Genomic DNA, 25,352 nt, shown 5'->3' on the forward strand with positions numbered 1-25,352 from the left:
TTATCATTCATTTTGGATTTTAACATAATTTACAACTTGATAAACTGCCTCATTCATATGATGTGCTTGTAAACCTCGCATACCTTTTTGCGCCAAATAATCTCCTGCAAGCGCATGTAAAGTTACAATTTCATGTAGGTGAATTTCATCAGAAAACTGAGCTTTTAGACTAGCGATCATCCCTGCCAATACATCACCCATTCCACCTGTTCCCATGCCTGCATTACCAGCGGTACAGATCCACAATTGATCTTCGAGAGTTAAGCTTCCTGCACCTTTAAGCACCCATTGACCTGAGTATTTTTCTTGAAGCTGATGAATAGCTTGTACTCGATCATTTTCTATTTCCGCTACAGAACAATTAAGTAACTTCGCAGCCTCACCTGGATGCGGCGTTAAATAAGTTTCCGCATGTAATTGTAGCGGTTGCTCTGCCAAAAACCATAATGCATCGGCATCTAAAACTATTTGCAAATGCTGAGTCGCATGTAATGTTGTTTGAATTGGATGGAACCACTGCTCAAATTGCTGTTTGGCCCAATCATCACGACCAAGCCCCATACCAAAACAAACAGCATCTACATGATTCAATAGAGCAGTAATGTCTGATTCATTTAATGCATTAATATCACGCAACATAATATTTGGTGAGCGTGACAAAATTGCAGTATGGTGTTTTGCATCACATGCAATCGTGACCTTCCCTGCACCTGCGCTAAAGGCGGACTCAGCTGCCATCATCACCGCACCACCCATTTCGGCATGACCGCCCACCACTAAGACATGTCCATAACTACCTTTATGACCAAAGGCTCGACGCTGTGGTAACTCAATCTCAGTTGGAGAAAGTTGTGCAATTGCTTTCAATTCTTGGTCTTTAGGAATAGCAGAAATCACTTCAATTTGACCTGAATATTCTTTCCCTTGCCCCGTGAATAGCCCTGCTTTTAAACCTAAAACTGTAAAAGTCTGATCTGCTTTAATGGCAATCGGTAAAGGCTGTCCTGTATTGGCATTCAAACCACTTGGAATATCAATAGCAATTTTCAAACCTGATTGAGCATTAAATTTTTGGATAATACCTTGCCAAGACTCATCTAAATCACGATTTAAGCCTATGCCAAATAATGCATCGATATGGCAATCAAACTGTTGTGTAATATAGAAATGCTGATGTATTTTCACTTGATTTAACTGAGCAATATGCATCGCAGACTTTAAATCAGTTGAGTGTCCTGCTTCCGCCGAATAAATTTCAACCTCATAACCCGCTTGTTTTAAATAACTTGCAAGACAATAGCCATCCCCTGCATTATTTCCAGCGCCACACCAAACTGCGATTTTATCGATTGGACGTACTGAATCTAGTGAATGATGACTTTGAAATTGCTGAATTAAACGCTGTGCAATTGACCATGCAACCTGTTGCATCAGTCCAAATGAACTATTTTGCTGTGCAAACCAACGACGTTCCCATGCTTGAATGTCATGGCTATGATAAACTTGTTGATGCATGATCTTATTCATTGTCTTATGCATAGTCCTGTCCCTTTTTCTCAAATTTTATAGCGCATTCATCTACTATGTCAGCAACTTCAACTACACCATCCATTCCATTGCAACAGCTTGATCTTCAAGAGTTAAAAACTTGGATCAAACAACAAGCTTTGCAACTTGGCTTTGCTGATTGTGTCATTGCTCGTCCAGATGCTCAAGCTGAATTACCACGATTTAAAGAATATTTAAAACGTGGCTATCACGGCGACATGAAGTTTTTAGAAGAAAATTTAGAAAAGCGTGCTGATCCAACTTTATTGGTACCAGGAACTAAAAGCATTATTTGTGTGCGGATGAATTACTTGGTTGAAACACCTAAACCTCGCTATGTACCTGATGAACCCAATTCAGCGATTATTGCGCGCTATGCGCGTGGGCGTGACTACCACAAAGTCATGCGTGGGCGATTAAAAACATTAGCGTCGATCATTCGTGAGCGGACTGGTGAGTTTGAATCACGCCCCTTTGCAGACTCTGCACCTGTATTTGAAAAGTCTTTGGCTGAAAATGCAGGCATGGGATGGACAGGCAAACATACTTTATTGATTCATAAAAAATCAGGCTCTTTTTTTGTATTGGGTGAATTATTTACCTCACTGGAACTGCCCTTTGATGAGCCTGCAACGCATCATTGTGGTTCATGTACGGCATGTATCGACATCTGCCCGACCCAAGCCATTGTCGAACCTTATATGCTCGATGCGCGAAAATGTATCGCTTATCTCACCATTGAATATAAAGGCATCATTCCAGAGGAATTACGGCGTGGTATTGGTAATCGAGTCTTTGGTTGTGATGACTGCCAGCTGATTTGCCCTTGGAATAGCTTTGCCAAAAAGGCATCGATTGAAGATTTTAATCCGCGTCATGGCTTAGATGATGTAAGTCTATTAGATCTATGGCAATGGGATGAACAAACCTTTCTTGATTGTACTGAAGGCAGCCCAATACGTCGTACAGGTTTCCAAAGCTTTAAGCGAAATATTGCAATTGGGCTGGGAAATGCACCATTTTCGCCACAAATTATCCAAGCATTGCAACAAAATAATCCACAGCATGATCATGTTGTGCAAGTCCATGTTGATTGGGCGATTGCAGAACAATTAGCCAAGAAGCCATAAATTCAAAGCTTTTGAATGGTCATTTATAACTTATTCTTAAATTACAAGTTCATGACAAAGTTTTCAAAATTTTAAAGTTTTAATGACCAAGAGTCTGAAGTTTATCTTTTTAAAAATTAAATATTGTTAGTAAATTTACATAAAATAGTGCAACTTCGCAAGTATATTCACAATTTTACTTTTCCATTTAATTAAACTTTTTTATCGTAAGATACCATTATATTTGGACATTTTTGCCCTTTGGAATTGGCATGATTTCTGTATGATAAACACATAGATCATAATTATCACGGATTTGAACCATGACTGTACGCAATGACTGGACTCGTGAAGAAATTCAAGCTTTATACGAGCAACCATTTCTTGACTTGGTATTTCAAGCGCAACAAACGCATCGTCAACATTTTGATGCCAATACCATTCAGGTCAGTACACTACTCTCAATCAAAACAGGAAAATGCCCTGAAGATTGTAAATATTGTTCTCAATCTGCGCGTTATGATTCAAAACTTGAAGCTGAAAAACGTATCGCGGTTGATAAAGTAATTCGTGAAGCCAAAGAAGCTCTAGAATCAGGTTCATCACGTTTTTGTATGGGCGCTGCATGGCGTAATCCGCATGAGCGTGATATGCCTTATGTCTTGGAAATGGTACGTGAAGTTAAAGCACTTGGCTTAGAAACATGCATGACCTTGGGTATGCTCAACCAATCTCAAGCAGAACGCTTACACGAAGCTGGTTTAGACTATTACAACCATAACTTAGATACTTCTCGTGAATATTACCCAAATGTGATCAGTACACGTACTTATGATGATCGCTTAAATACACTTGATCATGTACGCAATGCAGGCATGAAAGTATGTAGTGGCGGTATTGTCGGTCTAGGTGAAAACCAGAATGATCGTATTGGCTTATTGCTTGAGTTGGCGACTTTAGCCGTACAACCTGAATCTGTACCAATCAACATGCTCGTACCTATTGAAGGCACACCTTTGGCTGATGTTGAAAAACTTGATGTAACAGAATGGATTCGTACCATTGCTGTTGCACGAATCATTATGCCGAAAAGCTATATTCGCCTGTCTGCGGGTCGTGAATCATTGTCAGATTCTGATCAAGCTTTGGCATTTATGGCAGGGGCAAACTCATTGTTTAGTGGTGAGAAATTATTGACTACGCCAAATGCTGGCGATGGACGCGATAAGCAACTCTTTAATAAATTAGGTTTAACCGCTGAAAAAGCAAAACCAACTGTTGCTGAACTTTCAATTGATGCAATGGCAAGTTGATCGCCATTTTTGAAATCTGAGTTCGCTTAAACAACACCTCATCTCTCTTCAACTTAGAGATGAGGTAAATAAACCTCACATGTATCCTCTGTATTCACTCAAACCCATCAAACAATCATTACACTATTTTTCTTCTGCATCTGATCCACGATTTCTTGTGTTTTAAATCCTAAACGCCAATACAACAACTCAAGCACATCCAATTCATCTTGAGTAATAATACGATCATTCCACAAACAAATTTCTGCAACCCCTAAAATACTTAAGCGATCACGCAATAATAATCCTGCAATATCATTCAGAATTTCACCCAGATCAATCGGTTCATCCGAAATTTCTTCGAATAAGTCCAATTCATCTTTAGACAATACACGCTCAAGAATTTGATAACGAACATCAAGTTGATTGGCACTATTAATCTGCTGTACATGCAATAGAGCATCAATCAAACGAACAATCTGTGGTTTAACCGTTTCAAGTGATGATGGTGTATGCATCGGCAATAAATGCAACTCTGCTTTTACTCGCTCAATTAACAAAGCATCTAGCAAGCCAATTTCACCATCTTCTTGGATAATTTTCGCCAATTTAGTGACAAATTGACGTGCACTGGTCGCAGGCATATTACCTAAACTCTCACATGCGTCATGGAAAATTTGAATATGCACACGACCATCCAAATGCAGTAAAGAGTCAATAATAGCGCGGCTCACTTCTGCATTTGATGGAATGAATTCACGATACTGACGGATCATCAAAATTGCGACCATCACCTCACGTGAACCGGTTGCCGTTTGCATCGCTCTTTGAATTAAATCTGGACGCTCAATTTGACAGCGTACTTCTGGATTTAAGGGCTTAATCGCATCATTTAACGCAAAACTAATTGGAGATAAACGCAATAATGGCAAAGGTTGTGGTGACACCCATGGGTTATACACTTCACTCGTTGACTCATCCAAGGGGCGTAATAGACTAAATAAAGGTTGGCTTCGTAATTTTTTTAGATTTTCCAATTGTAAATCTTGCAACAATGTCGGGTTCAGTTCATAGATTCGCTCTTCAATACTTGGATGTGTATTTAGCCAACTTTGTGGTCCCAATGAGTTTGCAAAACACATATGTGCAATAGATTCTGAATATTCACTATGAATTTGTGAACCTGCATGATGCACATAAATTCTTAATAAAGTTTGTACATTGGCATTATTAAGCAATAATTTTTTAGTTTTATAATCATTATAAAAAGTTCGACCACCTAAAGTAAAATATTTAATCAAGCGGTTGATTAAAATCCCCATACTTCCCAACAGCCAAATTACCCCACCGATTGCGACAAAACTTGTTTCAAAACGATGTTGCTTCCCTTTGGTTTGGTATCGCTTAAATCCTTGCTTGGTGAATTTACTGCCTAATTGGCTAAATGTAATCAACCCACTAAACAAAATTTTCAGCCGAGTATTTTCACGCACTTCACCTGATAAAATTTGATTAAACTCATGTCCCAACAAACCATAAAGTTCTAATTCATCTAAATTTTGTAAAGCTCCCCACGTCAAAATAATGACCGTATCACGCGGATGAAAGCCCGCTGTTAATGCATTTACACCCACTTCATCAGGCAATACATATAAGGTCGGCGCATCAATCTCGAATGTTTCAGCAAATTTATCTGCCAATTTTAATGCAACACTTTCTTCAGGCGTGCTTTCGATTTGACTTAAACGACGAGCTTTTAACTGCTTTGCAAGGGAATGCCCACCAGAGCGAAATACATAAAATTCATATAAAATTGACCATAGAATAATGATCAAGACCAAGCCCACACAATAAGGACTAAGCACATGCCACCAAATCAGTTGAGTCGGATCAATATAGTGGACGAGCAAGCCCAATACCGTATTTAAAATAAAAATAGTCAAAATAACCGCAAGTAAACATGAACTTGCTGACCACAACATATTCTTGTTTTTTAATAAATAGTGACTGACATCGTTCAATGTAAATTCCCTCATTACATTGCAAAATACTGTACAAAAAATACTATAAATCAAAAGTGCATATGAAAAAAGCGGGAGTTCCCCGCTTTTTCATACGAATCAAAATAGAAATTTACATTTCTTCTTTGATGCCACTCAAGTCTACAGATGAAGCATCGATATTCACATCAATATAACCATCTTTTTGCTTTTTCGCTGTATCGCTACGGCTATTTTCAAGATCGATGAGATATTGTTCATCAATATCACCTGTCACATAAATACCATCAAATACAGAACAATCAAACTCTTCTACTTCAGGCACTTTATGGGTTTTAACTGCCGCTTTTAAATCATCCAAGTCTTGGAAAATTAAACGGTCTGCACCGATAATTTCTTCAATTTCTTTGACACTACGATGTGATGCAATCAATTCTGCTTTGGCTGGCATATCGATACCATACACGTTTGGATATTTCACCATTGGTGCTGCTGAAGCAAAATAAACATTTTTTGCACCCGCATCGCGTGCCATCTGAATGATTTCATTACACGTTGTACCACGGACGATAGAGTCATCAACCAACAGTACATTTTTCCCTTTAAATTCAAGTTCAACAGGGTTTAACTTCTGACGTACAGATTTCTTACGTTGCTGTTGACCTGGCATAATGAAGGTACGACCGATATAACGGTTTTTCATAAAACCTTCACGGAATTTCACACCTAACACATTCGCCAACTCTAAAGCAGAAGTACGGCTAGTATCAGGGATTGGGATAACCACATCGATGTCATGCGTATCTCCCCATTCACGAAGGATTTTCTTCGCAAGGGTCTCACCCATTTTCAAACGTGCTTTATATACAGAAATTCCATCAATCGTTGCATCTGGACGTGCAAAATACACATACTCAAAAATACATGGACGATAGCGCGGATTGTCAGCACATTGTTGAGAGAAAAATTCACCATTTGAATTGATAAATACCGCTTCACCAGGTGCAATATCACGCTCTACTTTAAAACCAAGTGCTGTAATCGCAACTGATTCAGAAGCAATAATATATTCTTTTTCACCATTTTCAGTTAAACGTGAACCGTAGATCAATGGACGAATACCATTTGGATCACGGAAGCCAACCAGACCATGCCCTGTGATCATCGCTACTACACCATAAGCACCTTTACAGCGCTCATGCACACGTTTTACTGTGTGGAAAATATCTTCAGGGGTTGGTGTTAAAGATGCACTTTTTTGCAACTCATGTGCAAAAACGTTTAACAATACTTCTGAATCTGAATCAGTATTCATATGACGTAAGTCAGTTTTGAATAAATCTTCATGAATATCTGGCGCATTGGTCAAGTTACCATTGTGTGCCAAAGTGATCCCATAAGGAGAGTTCACATAAAATGGTTGCGCTTCTGCACTGCTTGAAGAACCAGCAGTCGGGTAACGTACATGACCGATCCCATAATTACCCAAGAGCGCACGCATGTGGCGAGTATGGAATACATCACGCACCATACCGTTATCTTTTCTTAAAAAAAGACGTCCATTATGACAAGTCACAATCCCAGCTGCATCCTGTCCACGATGTTGTAACATCGTCAACGCATCAAATAACATTTGGTTCACAGGTGATTTACCGGCTATACCAACGACTCCACACATAACTACCTCGCAGACCAGCTAGGACTAATAAAACGGATTCTTTGTTGAATGTTCTGACTTTTCATCATCTGACGTTTTAGATGATCGATCAACAGATTGCTCAGAAGCACCATCTGGACGGTCTTCTGAATGAATATGATATAATGCTTCATTTGCGGCATCTTTTGAAATTTCAGTTGCCAAAGGTGCAAATGGTAAAAGTGTTTGAATAAATTTGGACTGTTTCCACGTTGGGGAACTTTCTACCCAAGGACCAAGTCCCTGCATAGTTATGAGGACGATGAAGAGACCTTTCAAGGTGCCGAGAGCACCACCCGCTAAACGGTTTAAAGGTCCAAGTTTTAATGTCTTTAAAATTCTATTTAATAATGCAGTTGCTAACCAAGTTAAAACAATAATGACCAAGACAATAAATGCAAATGCTGCAATTTTTTGCACCACAGGATCCTGACTGAGTGCAGACATGGAAGGCGCGATGATATTGGCATATTTAGCACCCACAATCAGTGCAAAAATCCATCCTATCAAGTTCGCAAAGGCTTTAACAAATCCTTGTCGCAAACCGTTTAGCCCTCCGATGAGCAGTAAAATCAGTATAATTATGTCTAAGGTATTCATTTTAAGTCATAGCATCAACACAGTCTTTGATCAGCGTAGGACCAGTATAGATCATCCCACTATAAATTTGTACAAGGCTCGCCCCTGCTTGTTGCTTGGCAACAGCTTGCTCGCCTGACAAAATCCCGCCCACACCAATTAATGGAACTTGACCTTTTAATTTCTTCGCAAAAGCAGCAAGACAGGCTGTGCTTTTTTCAAATACTGGTGCGCCAGATAAACCACCTGCTTCATCACCACATGGCAAACCTTCCACGCCTTCACGTGACAAGGTTGTATTGGTCACAATCAAACCATCAATTTTAAATTGCAATAATTGTGAAGCGATAAAATCAATATCTGAAGCCTCAAGATCTGGAGCGACTTTAAGTACCAACGGTACATAATGCTGAAACTCTTCAGCCAATTCTAATTGACGATTTTTGAGAGTTTCGAGTAACTCTGTCAAAGCATGACCGCTTTGTAGAGAACGTAAATTTTTGGTATTTGGTGAAGATATATTCACGGTGATATAAGATGCGTAGTTATATACTTTTTCTAAGCAAATCAGATAATCAGAAACAGCATCTTCGACAGGTGTTGACGCATTCTTACCGATATTAATTCCTAGAATACCTTTGAATTTAGATGCTTTGACATTCTCAACCAATTGATCAACGCCATCATTATTAAAACCCATACGGTTAATAATGGCTTTGGCTTGAGGAATACGGAATAAACGAGGCTTTGGATTACCTTCTTGTGGTTTTGGAGTAATCGTACCAATTTCGATAAAACCAAAGCCTAAACCTGCTAAGGCATCGATATAAGCACCATTTTTGTCGAGACCTGCGGCTAAACCAACTGGGTTTGGAAACTCAATTCCCATACAAGTGACAGGTTTTGTAGCTACAGTTTGACGCATTGCACCCAGTTTATGGGCAGATTTAAGCATGGACAATGTAACTTCATGTGCACGCTCTGGTGCTAAAGAAAACAACAAAGGGCGAGCAAGTGAATACAACATAGCTATAAAAGTCTACTGCTTTTTAAGTTGCCACATTATAGGCACAGTATGCTAAAAAGGCTATGCTTCTACTCGGTTTATTTTCACCACTACTGAACTGTCGCTGTTAATTTAATCTGACCACCGTCTTTCATCAATTCCAATTTTTCCAGACTCACGCCCATTTGTGCAATTTGCGTCAAAAAGTTTGCTAGTACCGCATAATTCTGATGTGATGCAACAATTTGAAACTGCTCACCGACCTGTTGCGAAGCGACAGAAATCCCTTGTTGTTGTGCAACTCTTTGGATTTTATCGGCAGTCGTCAGCGCCAAATCATCGGCAGGTTTCATGGTCACAACATTACTTTGCATCCACACCACAAGATCTTTCATTTCATTGAGACGAACTTGCTGCTTTTCTGCTGCTTTATGGGTAGACCACAAAGCTGAACCAATCGCGACAACAATCAAAAAAATACTGGTAAAAATCACCATCACACGTTCACGAGTGGTCATTTTTTCTAAATTTTCAGATGCTTTCTCAGACCATGCATCCAATCGGTTTTGAAAATTTTCCATGCTTTTCATTATTGTATCTTCACCAAACCGACAACAGAGCCACCCTGTGTCTGAACATTGCCCAATTCCGCCTTAAAGCCTTGCTGATTCAATTGTGTTACCAAGGTTTGTAAAGCATCAGATGACTTCGCCACTAAGTCCATATTTAAAATAGCGGTATCATAATTGACACGATTGGCGATAATTTGATGTTGCATCAATATTGGGCCAACACGGCTTAACAATTGCAAAGCTTGTGTATTTGCACCCTGACTCAGTGCCAATTTATTTTTAAACTGGCGCTCTACAGATTCCTCGGTAATACGCTGTTCATTTGGAAACCAATTTTTATATTGGTCTACTGCGATCAATGCCGTTTGATCTGCCAATTTTTTTAACTTAAACCAACGCAATCCATCATAGCTGAGTTGCACAACAATTAGTGCTACAAGAAGAACCGCACAGGCTTGCCAATAACGCGAAACACCTTCATTGCTTTGTTTAGCTTTAGGCAACACATTATAAGGATGCTGTTTTGGCTTTTTCAGCTCAGTGAATTGATAATTAAATGACTCACGCTGATTCGTTTCTGCAATAGCAAACAGACTAGACACTTGTTCACTGGTTAGATCACTGTGTTTATATAGTTTTTCACGATCTGCAAAATCTAGATATAGACCAAGATCATCTATCGAATTTCCCAACCATTCATTTTCACGAACAAGTAACTGACCATTGATATTGGCAAGAATGGTTTGCCCTGCTTCAGGCACAGGAAGCATTAAAAAATCAGGCAATAACGAGACAATTTTTAATGGAATCAATGACAATGAATGCTGCATCGTGGTTACAGCATGATGATTAATCCCCAATACAGACACTTGATCAGGTTGTTGAAAATGTGAAAACACTTTCATCTGGTCAATCGGCATGATCACATATTCTTCAAGTAAATATTTAAGACCATCCACACCCAATTGTTTATATTGTGCTTTGCTAAATTTTTGTTGAAGAATTTGCACTTCACGACTTGGAAAGAAAACAACCGCTTCCTCTCCTTGGTAAAGTTTAATGTCCTGTATTAATTGTTCTAGACTCGAAGAAGTCGTCCAATCTGTTCCTCGAGACCATTGCCAAACCCCATTGGCTTCAGGCATCCATAAGTACAACATTTATCGTTTTCTGCTCAGTTCTTTTAACAATGCTTTTATACAGTCGGAATAAAGGCTTTATTTTGTGTCGATAGACCATTTGCAATCACTGTTTGCTCATAAATTCGAGCTTCAGCCAAGGCAAAAGGATTGAAATTTTCATGTGTTAACTGTTCTGCGATATGCCCAACCACATTCATATGACAGACCACCACAATACGTTCAAATGGTAATTGTGACAACCATTCTATTGCAAGTTTTGCATCATCATCAGGTTTAATCTGATCACAAATCAATACTGATACATGTGGGAAATGCTTTTGGATATGTGCCAAAGTTTCTTGCGCACGTAGTAATGGACTGACAATAAAAACATCAGGATTCACATTTTCTTTTACAAACTCAGCAGTTTGTTCAGCTTGCTGATGTCCACGTGGTGTTAACGGACGTTTACTATCAATCCCATCCGTAGCAGGAGAAGCCTCACCATGACGAACTAAAGTCAGTTGCATAAATTTTCCTTTTCAATATCGCACAGATTATAACGAGGCTTTATGACAAATCCATTTTAAAATTAACAAAATATCAAAATAATGTGGATGAATGCCTATACTTCATGATGTGGAAGAACAAACTCAACATCACTACGATGACCATTTTTCATCAAAGATACCGCAATATTTAGAGGCGGCGCACCTTCAAAAATGACTTCATACAATGCTTGAGTGATCGGCATATATACATCTAACTCTTTAGCACGTGTATTCACTTGGACAATCGTATTAATCCCTTCCGCAGTTTGCCCTAATTCTTTGGTCGCCTGATCTAAAGTTTTCCCAGAACCCAAAGCAAAGCCCACTTGGTAATTACGGCTTAGTGGACTATTACAGGTTGCAAATAAATCACCTACACCAGATAACCCTAAGAAAGTTAATGGATTCGCACCTAGCTTCACCGCAAAACGACTCATTTCCGCCAAAGCACGGGTCAAAATCATACTCTTGGTATTTTCACCAACTTTATATGCTGCCGCCATACCCATTGCGACTGCATAAATATTTTTTAGCGCACCACCCAATTCAACCCCATGTACATCATCACTGCCAAACACACGGAACAAAGCACTGTGTAAAGCTTGTTGAACTGCATAACGAACCAGTTCAGAATCACTGGCAATTACAGTACCTGCGGGTTGACCTGCGACAATTTCTTTGGCTAAGTTCGGTCCAGACAATACACCATAAGGCACTTCTGGCAATTCTTCACGAATGATGTCACTCATAAAACTAAAGGTTTTTGCTTCAACACCTTTGGTTAATGATACAACTGCTTGAGCGCTAATAAATGGTTTAATCTGACGTAAAACATCACGGAAAGAATGACTTGGAATGGCAACCAGAATAATGTCACGATCACAAACAGCTTGTTCCAAATTCGAAACAGCACGCAATCCATCTTCAAGTTTAAAATCTGGTAAATAACGTTTATTCACATGAGTTGCATTGATTTCTTTGGCAATCGCTTCATCACGAATCCAAATCATGGTGTCGCAACCATTACGTACCGCTGTATTTGCCATTGCAGTACCAAAGCTTCCACCACCAAGCACGGTGACACGTAATGCTGTTTTTTTATCTATAGCAACAGGTTCAACCAAATCTTTAAACTGTAAATCTGACATTATTTTTATCCCAAAACTTTTAGCAATTTTTTAAACGAAGAATAATTAAATTTCTAACGATCTTTTGAAAAACAGTATCATCTTTTTTTCACGATACTGCTATTTTCAACTTAACACGTAACAACCGCTATTTTGTCCAAAAATGAACATAAGGTTGAACATCTATTTCCGCACGAGGCGCAATTACTTTTGCTGCCGTACCGACATAGATCACCCCAGAGATTAAATCACGCTCTGCCAAACCCAATGCTGACTTTAATAAATTCGACTCAACCACTGCTCCACTACGCCACATGGTAGCAAAGCCCTGCGCTTGCATCGACAAAAGGAAATTTTCAATCGCTGCACCTGAACTTAAAGTCTGTTCAAACAATGGAACTTTAGGATGATCTTGAAATTTGGTTACTGCCAATACGATAATTGGTGCACGGAAAGGATGGTGTTTAACGCGCTCAATTTGCGCCGCATCCATCTCACCCAAATCTTGAACAGCTTGCGCCAATAACTCACCAAATGCCTCACGTTGCTCACCTTCCACAACGATAAATTGCGTCGGTTTTAAACGATGATGATCAGGTGCTGTTAATGCGGCATGAAAAGCAATATTCAATTGATCATGTGTAGGTGCAGGCTCAACCAAATGTCCAATAGATTGTCTTTGGTGAATATTGTCATGTACTGCTTGAAAATTTGATTCCGACATTGACCGATTATCTAATAAAGTTCATTTGTCTCAAGAGTACCACACTCTAAAAAGATTACGCTATCCTGACAAATGTTAAATTCACTTGTCCCAATTCATTCACAGTAAAACCATAAGAAAATGCAAATTTTTACAAGATTTCCTATATTTAGTCTAAACATTATGCTCAAATATTATAAATACTGTTGCATATTTAAATAGGAAACAAGATGAAAAAAATTTCAGCAATTACATGTTCATCTAGCATCGTTTTTGTTTTAACAGCGTGTACATCAAATCCTACAAAAACACTCGCAATCCAAAATGCCAATAACCAATACGAAGTTACTGGCTTGGGTAAAAGCCAAGTGATTGCTAAAAATAATGCGATTACTGCGGCCAACAGTACCTGTGGTAAAAAAGCAGCACCAATCTTAGTCGACGAAAAGAATGAGTACAATGGTGCATTAAAAGGTGTATTTGATGAACAGACTGGAAAAATGATCACTGCTGCGGCAGGTGTGATTGGCTCAGTAATTGGTAAGAGTAATGGTATTGAAAAAGATACAGACTACCAAACCAAGTTAACGTTTACATGTAAAGCGAATTAACTGATGTTACGCAGTAGCATTAAAAACTTATTTTGATCTCAATGAAATTTGATACGCGTTAACGTCATCCGCAACGTGTTTGAGGCAGGACTACATCTATAAGTTAATGTTTCTGCGAGTTATCAATCAAAAGGTGGTAGTTGACGAGTTTTGCGGTGAGAAGCGAAGCTTCGCAAGATGGTTTCCTTGCGCAGTTTCACTGCTCATTTTGCCGAAACAAAAGTGTGGTCGAGCCGAAGGCTTACCACTAAATCTAAACTTTGGATGTAAGACTCCGCCAAGTAAGTTTTAAAACGATTCTGTTCTTTTGAAGTGCGTAACATCAGTAATTAATACTGACAGATAAAAAATCCCCTTAGATCAAGGGGATTTTTTATCATTACAATGAATAATACGTTAAATTAACAATAACCTTCCAAACGAGTTAATGGTAATTTTTGACCAATCGCTTTCTCAATGGTTGGTAAATTAAATGCATCATCTTCAGATAAGAAACTAATACTCACACCCTGAGAACCTGCACGACCTGTACGACCAATACGATGCACATAATCATCTGATTGCTCTGGCAAAGTGAAATTCACGACATGTGAAACACCATCCACATGAATACCACGTCCTGCGACATCCGTTGCGATCATGATGTTATGCTTACCATTTTTAAATTGGTCGAGCATTTTAATGCGTTTATCTTGCGCAATCTCACCAGACAACATCACCACTTTATAACCATCTGCTTTTAAATGGTCATAAAGTTTACGAACTTGGTCACGACGGTTGGCGAAAATCATGACTTTTTCAATCGGTTCATCCGCTAAGATTTCACGTAGTAGACGATATTTATCTTTTTTCTCAACCACATAAACACGCTGTTCAACATCAGCATTGGTTTTCTTTTCAGGCTCAATCTCAACCGTTACAGGTTCAAACAACCATTGTTGCGCCAGATTTAAAACATCATAACTAAATGTTGCAGAGAACATTAAAGTCTGACGTTGTTCCTTACGTGGTGAAAAACGCACAATACGCTTCACCGATGGAATAAAGCCCATGTCCAATAAACGATCGGCTTCATCAATGACTAAGAATTCAATTTGATCAAGCCAAACTTCTTTTTGTTCTGTGAAATCAATCAAACGACCTGGTGTCGCCACCAAAATATCAACAAAACCTTGATCTAAATGTTTACGTTGCTTATCAAAATCTACGCCACCGACCAATGTCACAACATTGAGGTTACTAAACTTTACTAAATCTTTTGCGTCATTTTCGATCTGGATCGCAAGTTCACGTGTCGGTGCAAGAATCAAAGCACGCGGTTCACCACGGAAACGTTGTTCTTTTACAGGGTTAGTTAGCAAATCATTAATAATACTGACTAAAAAAGCGGCAGTTTTCCCCGTACCTGTTTGCGCTCGACCAATTGCATCATGACCTGCCAAAGTATATTTCAATACTTTTTGTTGAATCGGGGTCATTTCTTTAAACCCTAAAGCATCAATCGCTTGTTTAAGTTGCGGATGTAAATTAAGGGTTTCAAAACCTGATGACATAAATACGAGCTCTAACTGTAGGCACTTTAAATTGCGACCATTATAAACAAAAAACGCCCCAATTTATAAAAAATTGGAGCGCTACTTAAATTTTTAAAAATTTAAGATTAGTCTAAAGGCTGAACTTCTTCAGCTTGAAAACCTTTTTGACCTTGAACTACGCTGAATTCAACGCGTTGACCGTCACGAAGTGAACGGTGACCATCACCTTGAATAGCACGGAAATGAACAAATACATCATCACCGCCTGCGCGTTGGATAAAGCCGAAGCCTTTAGTGTCGTTGAACCATTTAACTACGCCTTGTTCACGAGCTGTCATAAGTTAATCCTCAGTTATAAAGAAAAAGGGACCACCCGGTGTTGCAAACAGCAGAGTAAACAAAGTTTTAAAATATTTTGTAATTTCAAAGCTTGTAATCATTCTGTAAAACTATTAACAAAATCCCGGTTACATCCATTTGTAATAGGGTTAAAAACAACAATTGTTTCTGATAAATCCTAAATACGCGATGAGCTTAACATGGGTTTATGACAATTAATAGAATTTTTTTTGATAATTATTTTCAATTTCAAGACTAATTTTTAAACAAGCGCATATATTGATTTTTATTTCGAAGGAATTCGATAAATAACTTGGGCTATATAACGAACTTTGTTAGAATTTTAGCCCTTACATTATGGTGTATGTTTGAAATACGAATGACTGAGCTTTTAGCGAATGAAATACCTGTAGAAATAGACAGTATGGGTAAACCCTGTCCAATGCCACTATTGATGTTGAAAAAACAACTCAAGAAAAGCAATGGTAAACAGTTGTTACTTTTAAAATCCTCAGACCCACATAGTGAGATCGACATCACTCGATATTGTGAGATTCACCATATTTCATGTCAATTGACTAAAGTTTCTGTGCAAGAATTCCATTACTTAATTGAATCTTAAATATTTTCGTTTAAAATTCATTTTTGCAAATTTGCATAAAAATTTACATTTAGATACCCAAATTTCCTTACTTATGTAGACTATTCGAATTAAGATGAATGCATTGGTAATACAACTAAATTCCTATAAGGAGAACTCATGAGTGACAGCAGCAATCAGTTGATGCCCCTGTCCTTGTCTGCACCTGGCGTTAACTTAGGTGCTTATATCAGCACTGTAAATCAAATTCCGATCTTGACAGCCGAGCAAGAAAAAGAGTTGGCTGATCGTTATTTCTATGATCAAGATTTAGATGCTGCAAAAATGTTGGTGATGTCTCACTTACGTTTTGTGGTACATATTGCCCGCAGTTATGCAGGTTATGGCTTGCCACAAGGTGACTTAATCCAAGAAGGCAATCTCGGATTAATGAAAGCAGTTAAACGTTTTGACCCCAATATGGGCGTACGTTTAGTATCTTTTGCCGTACATTGGATCAAAGCTGAGATTCATGAATATGTGATTCGCAACTGGCGTATTGTTAAAATTGCCACAACCAAAGCACAACGTAAACTGTTCTTTAATTTACGTAGTTTAAAAAAGTCGAGCAAGAAACTTACACTTGAAGAAGCAAAATCCATTGCCAATGACTTGAATGTAACACCTGAACAAGTGTTGGAAATGGAAGGTCGTTTAACCGCTTATGATGCTGCTTTTGAAGCGCAAGGTGATGACGATGATGAAGGTTCAACCCATGTTGCGCCTGCATTATATCTTGAAGATAACCGCTACGACCCTGCACGTTTGATCGAAGAAGAAGATTACGAAGAACAAAGTACCAATGCCCTGCATAGCGCAATGGAACAACTAGATGATCGTTCTCGTAATATTCTACAGCGTCGTTGGTTAGATGATGATAAGTCAACTTTGCATGAACTGGCTGCTGAATATAATGTTTCTGCTGAACGTATTCGTCAGTTAGAGAAAAATGCCATGGATAAAATAAAAGTGGCAATGTCATCAAATTAATCTGGCATACTTTTTGATTCATTTTTTAATAAAGGGGCTTATGCCCTTTTATTTTGTTCAAAAATTTATAATACAGGAGTATGAAAGTTTTATTCTGTGTAGATTTAGCCTTATTGATTGAAAAAAATTATGTTATGGTTATGCGCAAATTTATGTAGATGACTGACTGATGTGGATTGCAATTTCAGCATTGAACTTAGCCTTTGCAGTAGCCTTAGGTGCTTTTGGTGCGCACGGTTTAAAAGCACGGGCAACCGAAATCCAACTTTCATGGTGGCATACTGCAACTGATTATTTCTTCTATCATGCACTTGGTCTATTGGCACTTGGAATACTCAATAAAGTTGTTCCTCAATTACCAATTAAACTTAGCTTTATTTTGATTCAGATTGGAATTTTCTTTTTCTGTGGTTCGCTTTATATCATGGCACTTGGCTTACCACGTTTCCTTGGTGCAATCACGCCAATTGGTGGTGCTTTGATGATCGCCGGTTGGCTCGTGCTTGCTTGGAATGCGTTTAAATACGCAAAATAAGTTGATATTTTCAATCTACAATTTGCACACTGAAATGGAATATATATGCAAATTTTCTTAAATGGTGAGCCTCAAGATACCTCTTGCCAAAACCTATTACAGCTCATTCAGGAATTGTCTTTAGAAGGCAAACGCTTTGCAGTAGAAATGAATGAAATGATCATTTCCAAAAGTAAACTCGAGCAAACGCAACTTTCTGACAAAGATCGTATTGAAATTATCCATGCTGTCGGTGGCGGCTAATTCGGCTAAAAATGGGGAAAACCATGCAAGACCTTTCCAATTCATTGAATCACCAAGACTCTCCTCTCATTATTGGTTCACGTACTTTTCAATCTCGTTTGTTGGTTGGAACGGGAAAATATAAAGATATGCAAGAAACGGATTTAGCGATCCAAGCCAGTGGTGCTGAGATCGTGACCGTAGCGATTCGTCGTGTCAATATCGGGCAAAACCCTGATCAACCAAACTTGCTTTCTGTCATCCCACCTGAAAAATACACCATTCTTCCAAATACAGCTGGTTGTTTTGATGCCAATAGTGCTGTGCGTACGTGTATGCTCGCACGTGAACTTTTAGATGGTCATAACCTTGTAAAACTTGAAGTTTTGGGTGATGAAAAAACACTTTATCCAAATATCACTGCGACTTTAGATGCTGCACGCACATTGATTGATGATGGTTTTGAAGTCATGGTGTATACATCAGATGATCCAATTGTCGCACAAGAACTTGAAAGCATGGGCTGTGTTGCCATTATGCCTTTAGGGAGTTTGATTGGTTCTGGCTTAGGTATTTTAAATCCGCATACTATTTCGATCATTAAAGAAAATGCGAAAGTTCCTGTTTTAGTCGATGCAGGTGTCGGTACGGCTAGTGATGCTGCGATTGCAATGGAACTTGGCTGTGATGGTGTGTTGATGAACACAGCGATTGCTGCTGCGCAAAATCCTATTTTAATGGCATCTGCAATGAAAAAAGCGGTTGAAGCAGGTCGTGAAGCCTATCTTGCAGGTCGTATGCCACGCAAACGTATGGCAAATGCAAGCTCGCCTGAAACAGGTTATTTCTTTAAATAATTTTTTATTTATCTTTGTAGTGACACTATTTAGGCTGCTTCGGTAGCCTTTTTAATCAGTCAAATTGAGTTTAAAATAATTCATAAATGACCGAGATCGACCATGATAAAAATAATCACAACACTATGTATCGCCAGTATCCCCTCTTTTTCAATGGCAAAACAAATCCCAACGCAATTGCAAAAATTTGTTCCTCAGCATTGGGAAATTATCACGCAGGCTAATGGTGATTTAAATTCAGATGGATTGATGGATACCGTAGTCATTATACAGCCTAAAAATTATAAAATTTTGAATCGAAAATTATTGGTATTGATCAATAAAGGCAATATTTTACAGCAAATGCTCGTTAAAAAAATTCCAGAATGGACCTATCGTGATGATGAAAATTGTATTGCTGATGCTCTAGATGAGGACAGTGTAAAAATTAATAAAAATCTTTTAGACATAACCTTGCATGGCATGAATAACTGTTCAAATTGGTATGGTGATTCATGGGTATATCGCTTCAAGCTTTCCAATGAACAATTTAGACTTATTGGCTTTGAATATTGGTTTGCATATAAAACTGATGGCAAGGCAACCCGCCATAGTGGTAATTTTCTCACTCAAAAATTAAAAACTACAGTCTATAATGAATTCGATGATCAAGTAAAACCTAAAATAACATGGAAGAAATTATCACCAATATCACCAAACACTTTAGAAAAAATTCAATTTAAAGATGATCAAAACTTTTTGAAACAGATGATAAAATGACAGGCAGATAAAGACTAAACTTATTCCCATAAAAAAAGCACCCTGAGGTGCTTTCAATTCAGATGCTGATCTTAAGGAATCAAACCTTCGTCACGCATCGCAATTTGCACCGATTGACGACCTGCAACTAAATTACGCAATGCCACAATATTTTTAAATGGTGTTAAATCATGATGAATTACATTTGACCAATTTGTGATGACAAACAAATATGCATCCGCAGGACCAAAGCGATCATTGACTAAATAATCGAATTCAGACTCACCCAGATAATCATCAATATATTTCAACATTTTATCAATGGTCGCATAACCACGTACTTTTTCATCTTCAGTAATTTTAGGGTCAAAAAATACAGCATATTCATCATGCAGTTCTGAGTTTAAATAGCCCAACCATTCTAAAACTTTGGCACGACCTAGACCTGATGGTGGAATCAAATCTTGCCCTGCATCATGTTGCGCAATAAAAGGAAGAACTGCAACGTTTTCCGTCAAAATCAAACCTGGATTGATCTCTAAAGCGGGTACGTAGCCTTTAGGGTTAATTTCATAGTAATCAGCCCCTTTTTCTGTTGTATGGGTTTTTAAATCAACACGGACTAAATCAAAATCTACGTTAATTTCATTAAGCAAAATATGGGCAGCTAATGAACATGCACCTGGTGAGTAATATAACTTCATATTTAATCCTTGTTCTATGACTGTTTAAGTTGTAAATGGCTCAATTTTCAATATTTAGTGATAAAACTTAAAAATTGCAAAAGAGCGTAAATCTATAAAATTAGCTACACCTTGAATATTCAATATAATGAAGACTTTTTCAAGTTAAACTTCTTATCTTTTGACTAATAGATGTTTTAACATACCATCTTTAAAGAATGATGAAAGGTATGTCTTGTTTGGTAACAAAAGTAGCTACTCTAAACAAGCTTTGATGAAAGCAGTTTCCATCTTTTTATGCTTAGATACATTTGAAATAGGTGCTAAGTAAATCCTATATCACAACCTAAAGGTGTTTTACGATAAAAAAAAGTAGATAGAATTACAACCAATTAAAATAACTTGCATCACCGCTATATAAATAAGAGTTTTTTGTGTGTGCATGAGGATTAAAGCACTCTTTTCGTTTTAAATTTTGATTAATTAACAAGTTATATAAACATAATTCAAACTCAACAGATATACCTGAAATTTGGTATTTTTATCAGTTTAATGAAATAAATCCAAAATAATCACATTTTTATCATTGGTTGCGTAAAATATGAAACTTAATCTATGATTCATATCAGATTTAAACTCAAACGTATCTAAAAAATGACACTTTAAATATGCGTAAAATAAGCTTTATAGCTACCGCTATAGTGGCATCATTTAAAAAATACAAGCTCCATAGAAAAACCAGCTGGTGAACCAACTGGTTTTTAGGAGAGTTTTCTAGGTTTTAATTTTTAGCTAGATTTTACCAACCAAAACCAATACCTACACCGCCTGAAGCTTCTTCTTTAGTGAAAGCACCACCAACACTTAAGCTAACATTTTCATTCACTAAGCGTTGATAACCGATTGCTACAGCTTGTTCTGAACCTTGGAAACCAGCAGCAACCCCAATACGGTTTTGTCCTTGCAGACCTGCTGTACTTGTTGCCATATTTAACATTGCCGCGCTCATCGCACCTTGACGGTCAAAACGGTCATCCATATTTCGGAAGCTACGTTCTAAACTTTCAACTTTGCTATCTGTATAAGATTTTGCACTTGCTAGTGTATCAACATTACCTTGTTTCATTTGAGAAACATTGACTGCATCAGTATCTGCTGTACCAGCAGCCACATTAGTAATTTGACGTTGGCTTTCTGCAGAACCTACTGAAACTGTGTTATCACGAGTGTTAGTAGACTCATTACCCAAAGTTACTGAGTTTTTCGCAGAAGTTGTAATGCTATTACCGATTGCAAATGCATTATCACCACTCACATTGTTGTTATTACCCAATGCATAGCTGTTGTTGCCTGTTACAGTACTTGGGTCACCGATTGCACCAGAGTGATTTCCAGACACAGTATTTCCAGTACCGATACTAATTGATTGAACACCATATGCTCTAGCACCATCACCCAATGCGATAGATTGAACACCTGTAGATTGAGCACCATTTCCAAGTGCCATCGAAGCTGCACCTGATGCATTTGCTGCCGTTCCAGCGGCTACACTTCCGTTGCCACTTGCCGCTGCACTTGAACCATTGATGCTGATATATTGACCACGCTTATCCATTTCATCATAGACACCTTTGATTTCAGTATCTGTATGTTGATTTGAAGATGTGATTGCATCTTTCTTCGCTTGGTCAGTATAGCCATTAGCATTGCTTTCAGCTGTATTTGCTTTTGAAGTCGCATCCGCTTTTGCTTGTGCTAAAGCATCTGCAGCTTGCTGATCAGCATATTGCTTAGCACTTGTTAAGCTATCTGCAATGGATTGATCTAAGCCTGAAAGCGCTTTATCTACAGCTTCAAAACTAGATCCAACATTGTCATAGCTTTGTCCACGAATGGTAAATGTAGGTGCTGTACCTGTTGCATAATTTGCTCCCCCACCAATCCACGCTTGAGTTTGTGAACTAATATTAGAAAGTTGTGCATAGTTCACAGCATCGTTAGCATTTGTACCCGCAGCCACATTGGTGATACGGCGTTGCGTAGAAGAATTACCGACAGAAACGGTATTGTCTTCATCTGCTACAGAACCAGAGCCTAATGCTACAGCATTGTTTGCAGATACAAAGTTGTTATCACCCAGTGCAACACTGTTGTTACCTATTACAAGGTTCGCATTACCAACAGCAGTACTGTATTTACCAAGTGTGATGTTACCGCCATTTTTAGCTGCCGCTTCAATTGCTGCCAAAGTATCCGCATCAACAACTTCACCATTCAACTTAGTGATGACATCGTTACTGTCTTTTTCAACTTGGACAGTATGGCCATTGATTGTAATAAACGCATCATCTGGATTGTTGACAAATGTTCCTACTTTACCTGAAGCACCTAGCGCACTACTTCCTTTTTTAACAGCAACATTGTATGCGCCGACAGCTGTTGTATTATTTCCAACTGCTGCAGAATTACCACCTAAAGCCAACTTAGTAGAGTCTAGGCGTGTATTAATAGCACCTACACCAGTTTCAACAGCAGTCACTTTTGCATTTGTTTCAAATAATTGAGCGCCAGTCACTGCATCTGAAGAAGTCGCACTAAGATCTGCTTTTGTTAAATTAGTGATTTTTGCAGTTTGAGTACCATTACCTAAAGTAATTGTATCTTTAGCACTTGAGTCGTATTTAACTGCAAGTTCTGGCAAATCGCCAAGATCATTTTGAATTTGATCTTTCAACTGTTTGACATTGACAGCATCTGTGTCTGCTTCACCCGCAGCTAGGTTAGAAATGGTTCTTTCATTTCCTGTACTACCCACAGACAATGTGTTCGCTTTATCAGCAAGAGACCCTGAACCCAATGCAATCGAATTTGCTGCATCTTTCGTTACTGAAGCAGCATTACCTATTGCAATACCATTTTTTGCACCTGTGCTTACAGATGACTGATTCCCCAATGCGATTGCATTTACAGCTTCTGCTTTACTTTCACTACCGACAGAAATTGCATTTTTTGCTGTTGCTGAACTACTCGAACCAATTGCGATTGCATTTTCTTTTGTCGCCTGACTGTTTACACCTAAAACAGTGCTGTTCTCACCAAGTGCTAAGTTATTATGCCCCAAGGCTGTACTTGCGGTGCCGATCGCTGTATTTTTACTTCCTACAGCAGTGCTATATGCACCAAATGAAACACTACCACCATTTTGAACAGCGTTTAGAAAATCTTCTCTCTGAGCAGAGGTTACGGTTACACCATTAATTGCTGTAATGCTATTAGTATCTAGACTTGAAGCAGTCACTGGAATACCATTAATCGATGTAATCTTAGTACCTGCTTTATTCAATCCAATATTTAATTGCGATGATCCTGCCGCACCACCTAGAGCTGTACTTCCTGTTTCTGCTGCATAGTTAAAAGTACCCACCGCAGCACTGAATTGACCTGAAGCTGTATTTAAATACCCAATAGCACTACTAGCTATGCCTGAAGCGTCATTAGATGCACCAAATGCACTGCTAGCCTCATTCGTTGCCTTATTATAATTACCTACTGCACTACTATCCTTGGCAGATGCTGTATTTAAATATCCTAGAGCACTACTATTTTCACCCGTAGCATTATTTGCAACACCAAAAGCACTTCCTAGTTTTCCAGCTGCTGTATTTAAATACCCAATAGCACTACTTGCTTCACCAGAAGCATCGTTTTCACTTCCTACAGCAGTAGCATTTTTACCAGCAGAATTACCACGACCAAATACAACATTATCTGAATAGTTATTACCCTCAAACAATGGATTAACTTGATCAATCCAATCATTTGCTTGTTTTGCATCATCCAATGCTTGTTGTGCAGTCGTTTGAACACTAAATACTTGCCCTACGTTTGCAGCATTTTTACCATCTTCTACAATATCACTTTCTGTACCCGCAACATTTTTGATTGTAGTTCCAGCTGCCCCACCAAGCACGACTTCATCTTTGGTTGAAGATGCATACTGAACTGCTTTGTCAGAGAGGATAGCTATATCACCTGTAAGTTTAGTATCTAAAGTACCGATTTCACCCGTAAGTTTGGTATCTAAAGCACCGATATCACTTGTAAGTTTGGTATCTAAAACACCAATATCACCTGTAAGTTTAGTATCTAAAGCACCGATATCACCTGTAAGTTTGGTATCTAAAGCACCGATATCATCTGTAAGTTTAGTATCTAAAGTATTAATGTCAGCTGTAAGATCTGTTTTTGCCTTGTTCAACTGTTGAACATTTACTGCATCTGTATCCGCTGTACCTTCAGCAAGATTTACAATACGACGCTGAGTTGTAGCATCCCCAACTGAAACAGTGTTAGCTTCTGTCGCCTCTGAACCTGTACCTAAAGCTATAGAACTATCAGCACCAGCAGCTACGATAGCACCGTTACCCATCGCAACAGAATTTTTCGCATTAGCTTGAGATTTAAAACCTACAGCCACAGCATTTGCACCATTAACCGTATTGTTTATACCGAACGCACTACCATTTGTAGCAGCACTTTGAATTGTATTTTCACGACCAAATGCAACAGAACCAACCCCACTTACTTCATTCTGGCGACCAAATGCAGATGCATTTGCAGCATGAATCGTATTGCCTTTACCTACAGCAATACTGTTTTTAGCTGTATCATCTTGGATTTTGTTATTTGTACCAACTGCCATGCTTCCTTGAGCATTTGCAATATTGTTTTTACCCACAGTGAAGCTGTTTACGCCATTTGCACCAGTAAAATATGAATTTAGAGTTGTAACTTTTCCACCTAAATCACTTACTGTTCCTGTCAAAATACCAAGGTCTGTACTTAATCCACCAACAGTTCCTGTCAAAGTGCCAAGGTCTGTACTTAATCCACCAACT

Annotated in this window: 23 protein-coding genes; 9 read left to right on the forward strand and 14 right to left on the reverse strand. The window is 38.4% G+C overall.

Annotated elements, in window-relative coordinates:
* Positions 1-3: 3 nt before the first annotated feature.
* Positions 4-1,515, reverse strand: a complete 1,512-nt coding sequence (locus EXE10_RS04580) for an NAD(P)H-hydrate dehydratase (RefSeq protein ID WP_130112511.1) — start codon at positions 1,513-1,515, stop codon at positions 4-6.
* A 68-nt stretch (positions 1,516-1,583) separates the two neighbouring features.
* On the opposite strand from EXE10_RS04580, the gene queG reads away from it, so the two are divergent.
* Together queG and bioB are read left to right on the forward strand one after the other, a co-directional pair.
* Positions 1,584-2,678, forward strand: coding sequence for a tRNA epoxyqueuosine(34) reductase QueG (queG, locus tag EXE10_RS04585; RefSeq protein WP_130112512.1), 1,095 nt, complete (start codon positions 1,584-1,586; stop codon positions 2,676-2,678).
* Positions 2,679-2,980: 302 nt separating this feature from the next.
* The gene (gene bioB / locus EXE10_RS04590; protein WP_130112513.1) at positions 2,981-3,970 is read left to right on the forward strand and encodes a biotin synthase BioB; all 990 of its coding nucleotides are present in this window, start codon (positions 2,981-2,983) and stop codon (positions 3,968-3,970) included.
* 107 nt (positions 3,971-4,077) lie between these two features.
* Here bioB and EXE10_RS04595 read toward each other — a convergent pair whose 3' ends face one another.
* From EXE10_RS04595 to EXE10_RS04635, 9 genes are all read right to left on the reverse strand, one after another.
* On the reverse strand, positions 4,078-5,970 hold the full coding sequence (locus tag EXE10_RS04595) for a M48 family metalloprotease (RefSeq protein WP_130112514.1): 1,893 nt from the start codon (positions 5,968-5,970) through the stop codon (positions 4,078-4,080).
* Between the two features lie 112 nt (positions 5,971-6,082).
* A complete protein-coding gene (purF, locus tag EXE10_RS04600) occupies positions 6,083-7,627 on the reverse strand; it encodes an amidophosphoribosyltransferase (RefSeq protein WP_068974503.1) in 1,545 nt (514 codons plus the stop codon).
* A gap of 24 nt (positions 7,628-7,651) precedes the next feature.
* Positions 7,652-8,245: a CvpA family protein gene (locus EXE10_RS04605; protein WP_130112515.1), complete on the reverse strand. Its 594-nt coding sequence runs from the start codon at positions 8,243-8,245 to the stop codon at positions 7,652-7,654.
* A 1-nt stretch (position 8,246) separates the two neighbouring features.
* Positions 8,247-9,251, reverse strand: a complete 1,005-nt coding sequence (locus EXE10_RS04610) for a quinone-dependent dihydroorotate dehydrogenase (protein WP_130112516.1) — start codon at positions 9,249-9,251, stop codon at positions 8,247-8,249.
* Between the two features lie 89 nt (positions 9,252-9,340).
* On the reverse strand, positions 9,341-9,820 hold the full coding sequence (gene gspM, locus EXE10_RS04615) for a type II secretion system protein GspM (RefSeq protein WP_130112517.1): 480 nt from the start codon (positions 9,818-9,820) through the stop codon (positions 9,341-9,343).
* Complete coding sequence (gene gspL / locus EXE10_RS04620; protein ID WP_130112518.1) at positions 9,820-10,962, reverse strand: type II secretion system protein GspL; 1,143 nt, start codon at positions 10,960-10,962, stop codon at positions 9,820-9,822. Before gspL ends, gspM begins: the two co-directional genes overlap by 1 nt.
* 35 nt (positions 10,963-10,997) lie before the next feature.
* Positions 10,998-11,453, reverse strand: coding sequence for a phosphohistidine phosphatase SixA (gene sixA / locus EXE10_RS04625; protein ID WP_087554055.1), 456 nt, complete (start codon positions 11,451-11,453; stop codon positions 10,998-11,000).
* Between the two features lie 95 nt (positions 11,454-11,548).
* Positions 11,549-12,622, reverse strand: coding sequence for an NAD(P)H-dependent glycerol-3-phosphate dehydrogenase (locus EXE10_RS04630; RefSeq protein WP_068974497.1), 1,074 nt, complete (start codon positions 12,620-12,622; stop codon positions 11,549-11,551).
* Positions 12,623-12,749: 127 nt separating this feature from the next.
* A complete protein-coding gene (locus EXE10_RS04635) occupies positions 12,750-13,325 on the reverse strand; it encodes a nitroreductase family protein (protein ID WP_130112519.1) in 576 nt (191 codons plus the stop codon).
* Between the two features lie 209 nt (positions 13,326-13,534).
* Here EXE10_RS04635 and EXE10_RS04640 point away from each other — a divergent pair, with 209 nt between their 5' ends.
* Positions 13,535-13,915: a hypothetical protein gene (locus EXE10_RS04640; RefSeq protein ID WP_130112520.1), complete on the forward strand. Its 381-nt coding sequence runs from the start codon at positions 13,535-13,537 to the stop codon at positions 13,913-13,915.
* A 401-nt stretch (positions 13,916-14,316) separates the two neighbouring features.
* Here the strand turns inward: EXE10_RS04640 and rhlB are convergent, their stop codons facing one another.
* Together rhlB and EXE10_RS04650 are read right to left on the reverse strand one after the other, a co-directional pair.
* Positions 14,317-15,468, reverse strand: a complete 1,152-nt coding sequence (rhlB, locus tag EXE10_RS04645) for an ATP-dependent RNA helicase RhlB (RefSeq protein ID WP_130112521.1) — start codon at positions 15,466-15,468, stop codon at positions 14,317-14,319.
* Positions 15,469-15,575: 107 nt separating this feature from the next.
* On the reverse strand, positions 15,576-15,788 hold the full coding sequence (locus tag EXE10_RS04650) for a cold-shock protein (protein WP_004822370.1): 213 nt from the start codon (positions 15,786-15,788) through the stop codon (positions 15,576-15,578).
* Between the two features lie 380 nt (positions 15,789-16,168).
* Here EXE10_RS04650 and EXE10_RS04655 point away from each other — a divergent pair, with 380 nt between their 5' ends.
* The 6 genes from EXE10_RS04655 (at position 16,169) to EXE10_RS04680 (ending at position 19,792) form a co-directional block, all read left to right on the forward strand.
* Positions 16,169-16,411: a sulfurtransferase TusA family protein gene (locus tag EXE10_RS04655; RefSeq protein ID WP_068974493.1), complete on the forward strand. Its 243-nt coding sequence runs from the start codon at positions 16,169-16,171 to the stop codon at positions 16,409-16,411.
* A gap of 138 nt (positions 16,412-16,549) precedes the next feature.
* Positions 16,550-17,419 (forward strand): RNA polymerase sigma factor RpoH, encoded by an 870-nt coding sequence (gene rpoH, locus EXE10_RS04660; protein ID WP_068974492.1) that lies wholly within the window; start codon positions 16,550-16,552, stop codon positions 17,417-17,419.
* 169 nt (positions 17,420-17,588) lie between these two features.
* Positions 17,589-17,954, forward strand: a complete 366-nt coding sequence (locus EXE10_RS04665; RefSeq protein ID WP_130112522.1) for a DUF423 domain-containing protein — start codon at positions 17,589-17,591, stop codon at positions 17,952-17,954.
* Positions 17,955-17,999: 45 nt separating this feature from the next.
* Positions 18,000-18,197: a sulfur carrier protein ThiS gene (thiS, locus tag EXE10_RS04670; protein ID WP_068974490.1), complete on the forward strand. Its 198-nt coding sequence runs from the start codon at positions 18,000-18,002 to the stop codon at positions 18,195-18,197.
* A gap of 23 nt (positions 18,198-18,220) precedes the next feature.
* The gene (locus EXE10_RS04675; protein WP_068974489.1) at positions 18,221-19,033 is read left to right on the forward strand and encodes a thiazole synthase; all 813 of its coding nucleotides are present in this window, start codon (positions 18,221-18,223) and stop codon (positions 19,031-19,033) included.
* A gap of 102 nt (positions 19,034-19,135) precedes the next feature.
* Complete coding sequence (locus EXE10_RS04680) at positions 19,136-19,792, forward strand: hypothetical protein (RefSeq protein ID WP_228256308.1); 657 nt, start codon at positions 19,136-19,138, stop codon at positions 19,790-19,792.
* A 71-nt stretch (positions 19,793-19,863) separates the two neighbouring features.
* Here EXE10_RS04680 and EXE10_RS04685 read toward each other — a convergent pair whose 3' ends face one another.
* A complete protein-coding gene (locus tag EXE10_RS04685) occupies positions 19,864-20,475 on the reverse strand; it encodes a glutathione S-transferase N-terminal domain-containing protein (RefSeq protein ID WP_068974487.1) in 612 nt (203 codons plus the stop codon).
* Between the two features lie 778 nt (positions 20,476-21,253).
* Positions 21,254-25,352: YadA-like family protein (locus EXE10_RS04690; protein ID WP_130112523.1), on the reverse strand; the 4,099-nt coding region annotated here is incomplete at its 5' end.

It is taken from the genome of Acinetobacter sp. WCHAc060033 (assembly GCF_004209125.1).
GTDB classification, from domain to species: Bacteria; Pseudomonadota; Gammaproteobacteria; order Pseudomonadales; family Moraxellaceae; genus Acinetobacter; species Acinetobacter wuhouensis.

Coding starts and splice junctions, on each gene's coding strand:
- EXE10_RS04580 (WP_130112511.1), bottom strand. CDS start 1,515: ATGCATCAACAAGTTTATCATAGCCATGACATTCAAGCATGGGAACGT.
- queG (WP_130112512.1), top strand. CDS start 1,584: ATGTCAGCAACTTCAACTACACCATCCATTCCATTGCAACAGCTTGAT.
- bioB (WP_130112513.1), top strand. CDS start 2,981: ATGACTGTACGCAATGACTGGACTCGTGAAGAAATTCAAGCTTTATAC.
- purF (WP_068974503.1), bottom strand. CDS start 7,627: ATGTGTGGAGTCGTTGGTATAGCCGGTAAATCACCTGTGAACCAAATG.
- EXE10_RS04605 (WP_130112515.1), bottom strand. CDS start 8,245: ATGAATACCTTAGACATAATTATACTGATTTTACTGCTCATCGGAGGG.
- EXE10_RS04610 (WP_130112516.1), bottom strand. CDS start 9,251: ATGTTGTATTCACTTGCTCGCCCTTTGTTGTTTTCTTTAGCACCAGAG.
- gspM (WP_130112517.1), bottom strand. CDS start 9,820: ATGAAAAGCATGGAAAATTTTCAAAACCGATTGGATGCATGGTCTGAG.
- gspL (WP_130112518.1), bottom strand. CDS start 10,962: ATGTTGTACTTATGGATGCCTGAAGCCAATGGGGTTTGGCAATGGTCT.
- sixA (WP_087554055.1), bottom strand. CDS start 11,453: ATGCAACTGACTTTAGTTCGTCATGGTGAGGCTTCTCCTGCTACGGAT.
- EXE10_RS04630 (WP_068974497.1), bottom strand. CDS start 12,622: ATGTCAGATTTACAGTTTAAAGATTTGGTTGAACCTGTTGCTATAGAT.
- EXE10_RS04635 (WP_130112519.1), bottom strand. CDS start 13,325: ATGTCGGAATCAAATTTTCAAGCAGTACATGACAATATTCACCAAAGA.
- EXE10_RS04640 (WP_130112520.1), top strand. CDS start 13,535: ATGAAAAAAATTTCAGCAATTACATGTTCATCTAGCATCGTTTTTGTT.
- rhlB (WP_130112521.1), bottom strand. CDS start 15,468: ATGTCATCAGGTTTTGAAACCCTTAATTTACATCCGCAACTTAAACAA.
- EXE10_RS04650 (WP_004822370.1), bottom strand. CDS start 15,788: ATGACAGCTCGTGAACAAGGCGTAGTTAAATGGTTCAACGACACTAAA.
- EXE10_RS04655 (WP_068974493.1), top strand. CDS start 16,169: ATGACTGAGCTTTTAGCGAATGAAATACCTGTAGAAATAGACAGTATG.
- rpoH (WP_068974492.1), top strand. CDS start 16,550: ATGAGTGACAGCAGCAATCAGTTGATGCCCCTGTCCTTGTCTGCACCT.
- EXE10_RS04665 (WP_130112522.1), top strand. CDS start 17,589: ATGTGGATTGCAATTTCAGCATTGAACTTAGCCTTTGCAGTAGCCTTA.
- thiS (WP_068974490.1), top strand. CDS start 18,000: ATGCAAATTTTCTTAAATGGTGAGCCTCAAGATACCTCTTGCCAAAAC.
- EXE10_RS04675 (WP_068974489.1), top strand. CDS start 18,221: ATGCAAGACCTTTCCAATTCATTGAATCACCAAGACTCTCCTCTCATT.
- EXE10_RS04680 (WP_228256308.1), top strand. CDS start 19,136: ATGATAAAAATAATCACAACACTATGTATCGCCAGTATCCCCTCTTTT.
- EXE10_RS04685 (WP_068974487.1), bottom strand. CDS start 20,475: ATGAAGTTATATTACTCACCAGGTGCATGTTCATTAGCTGCCCATATT.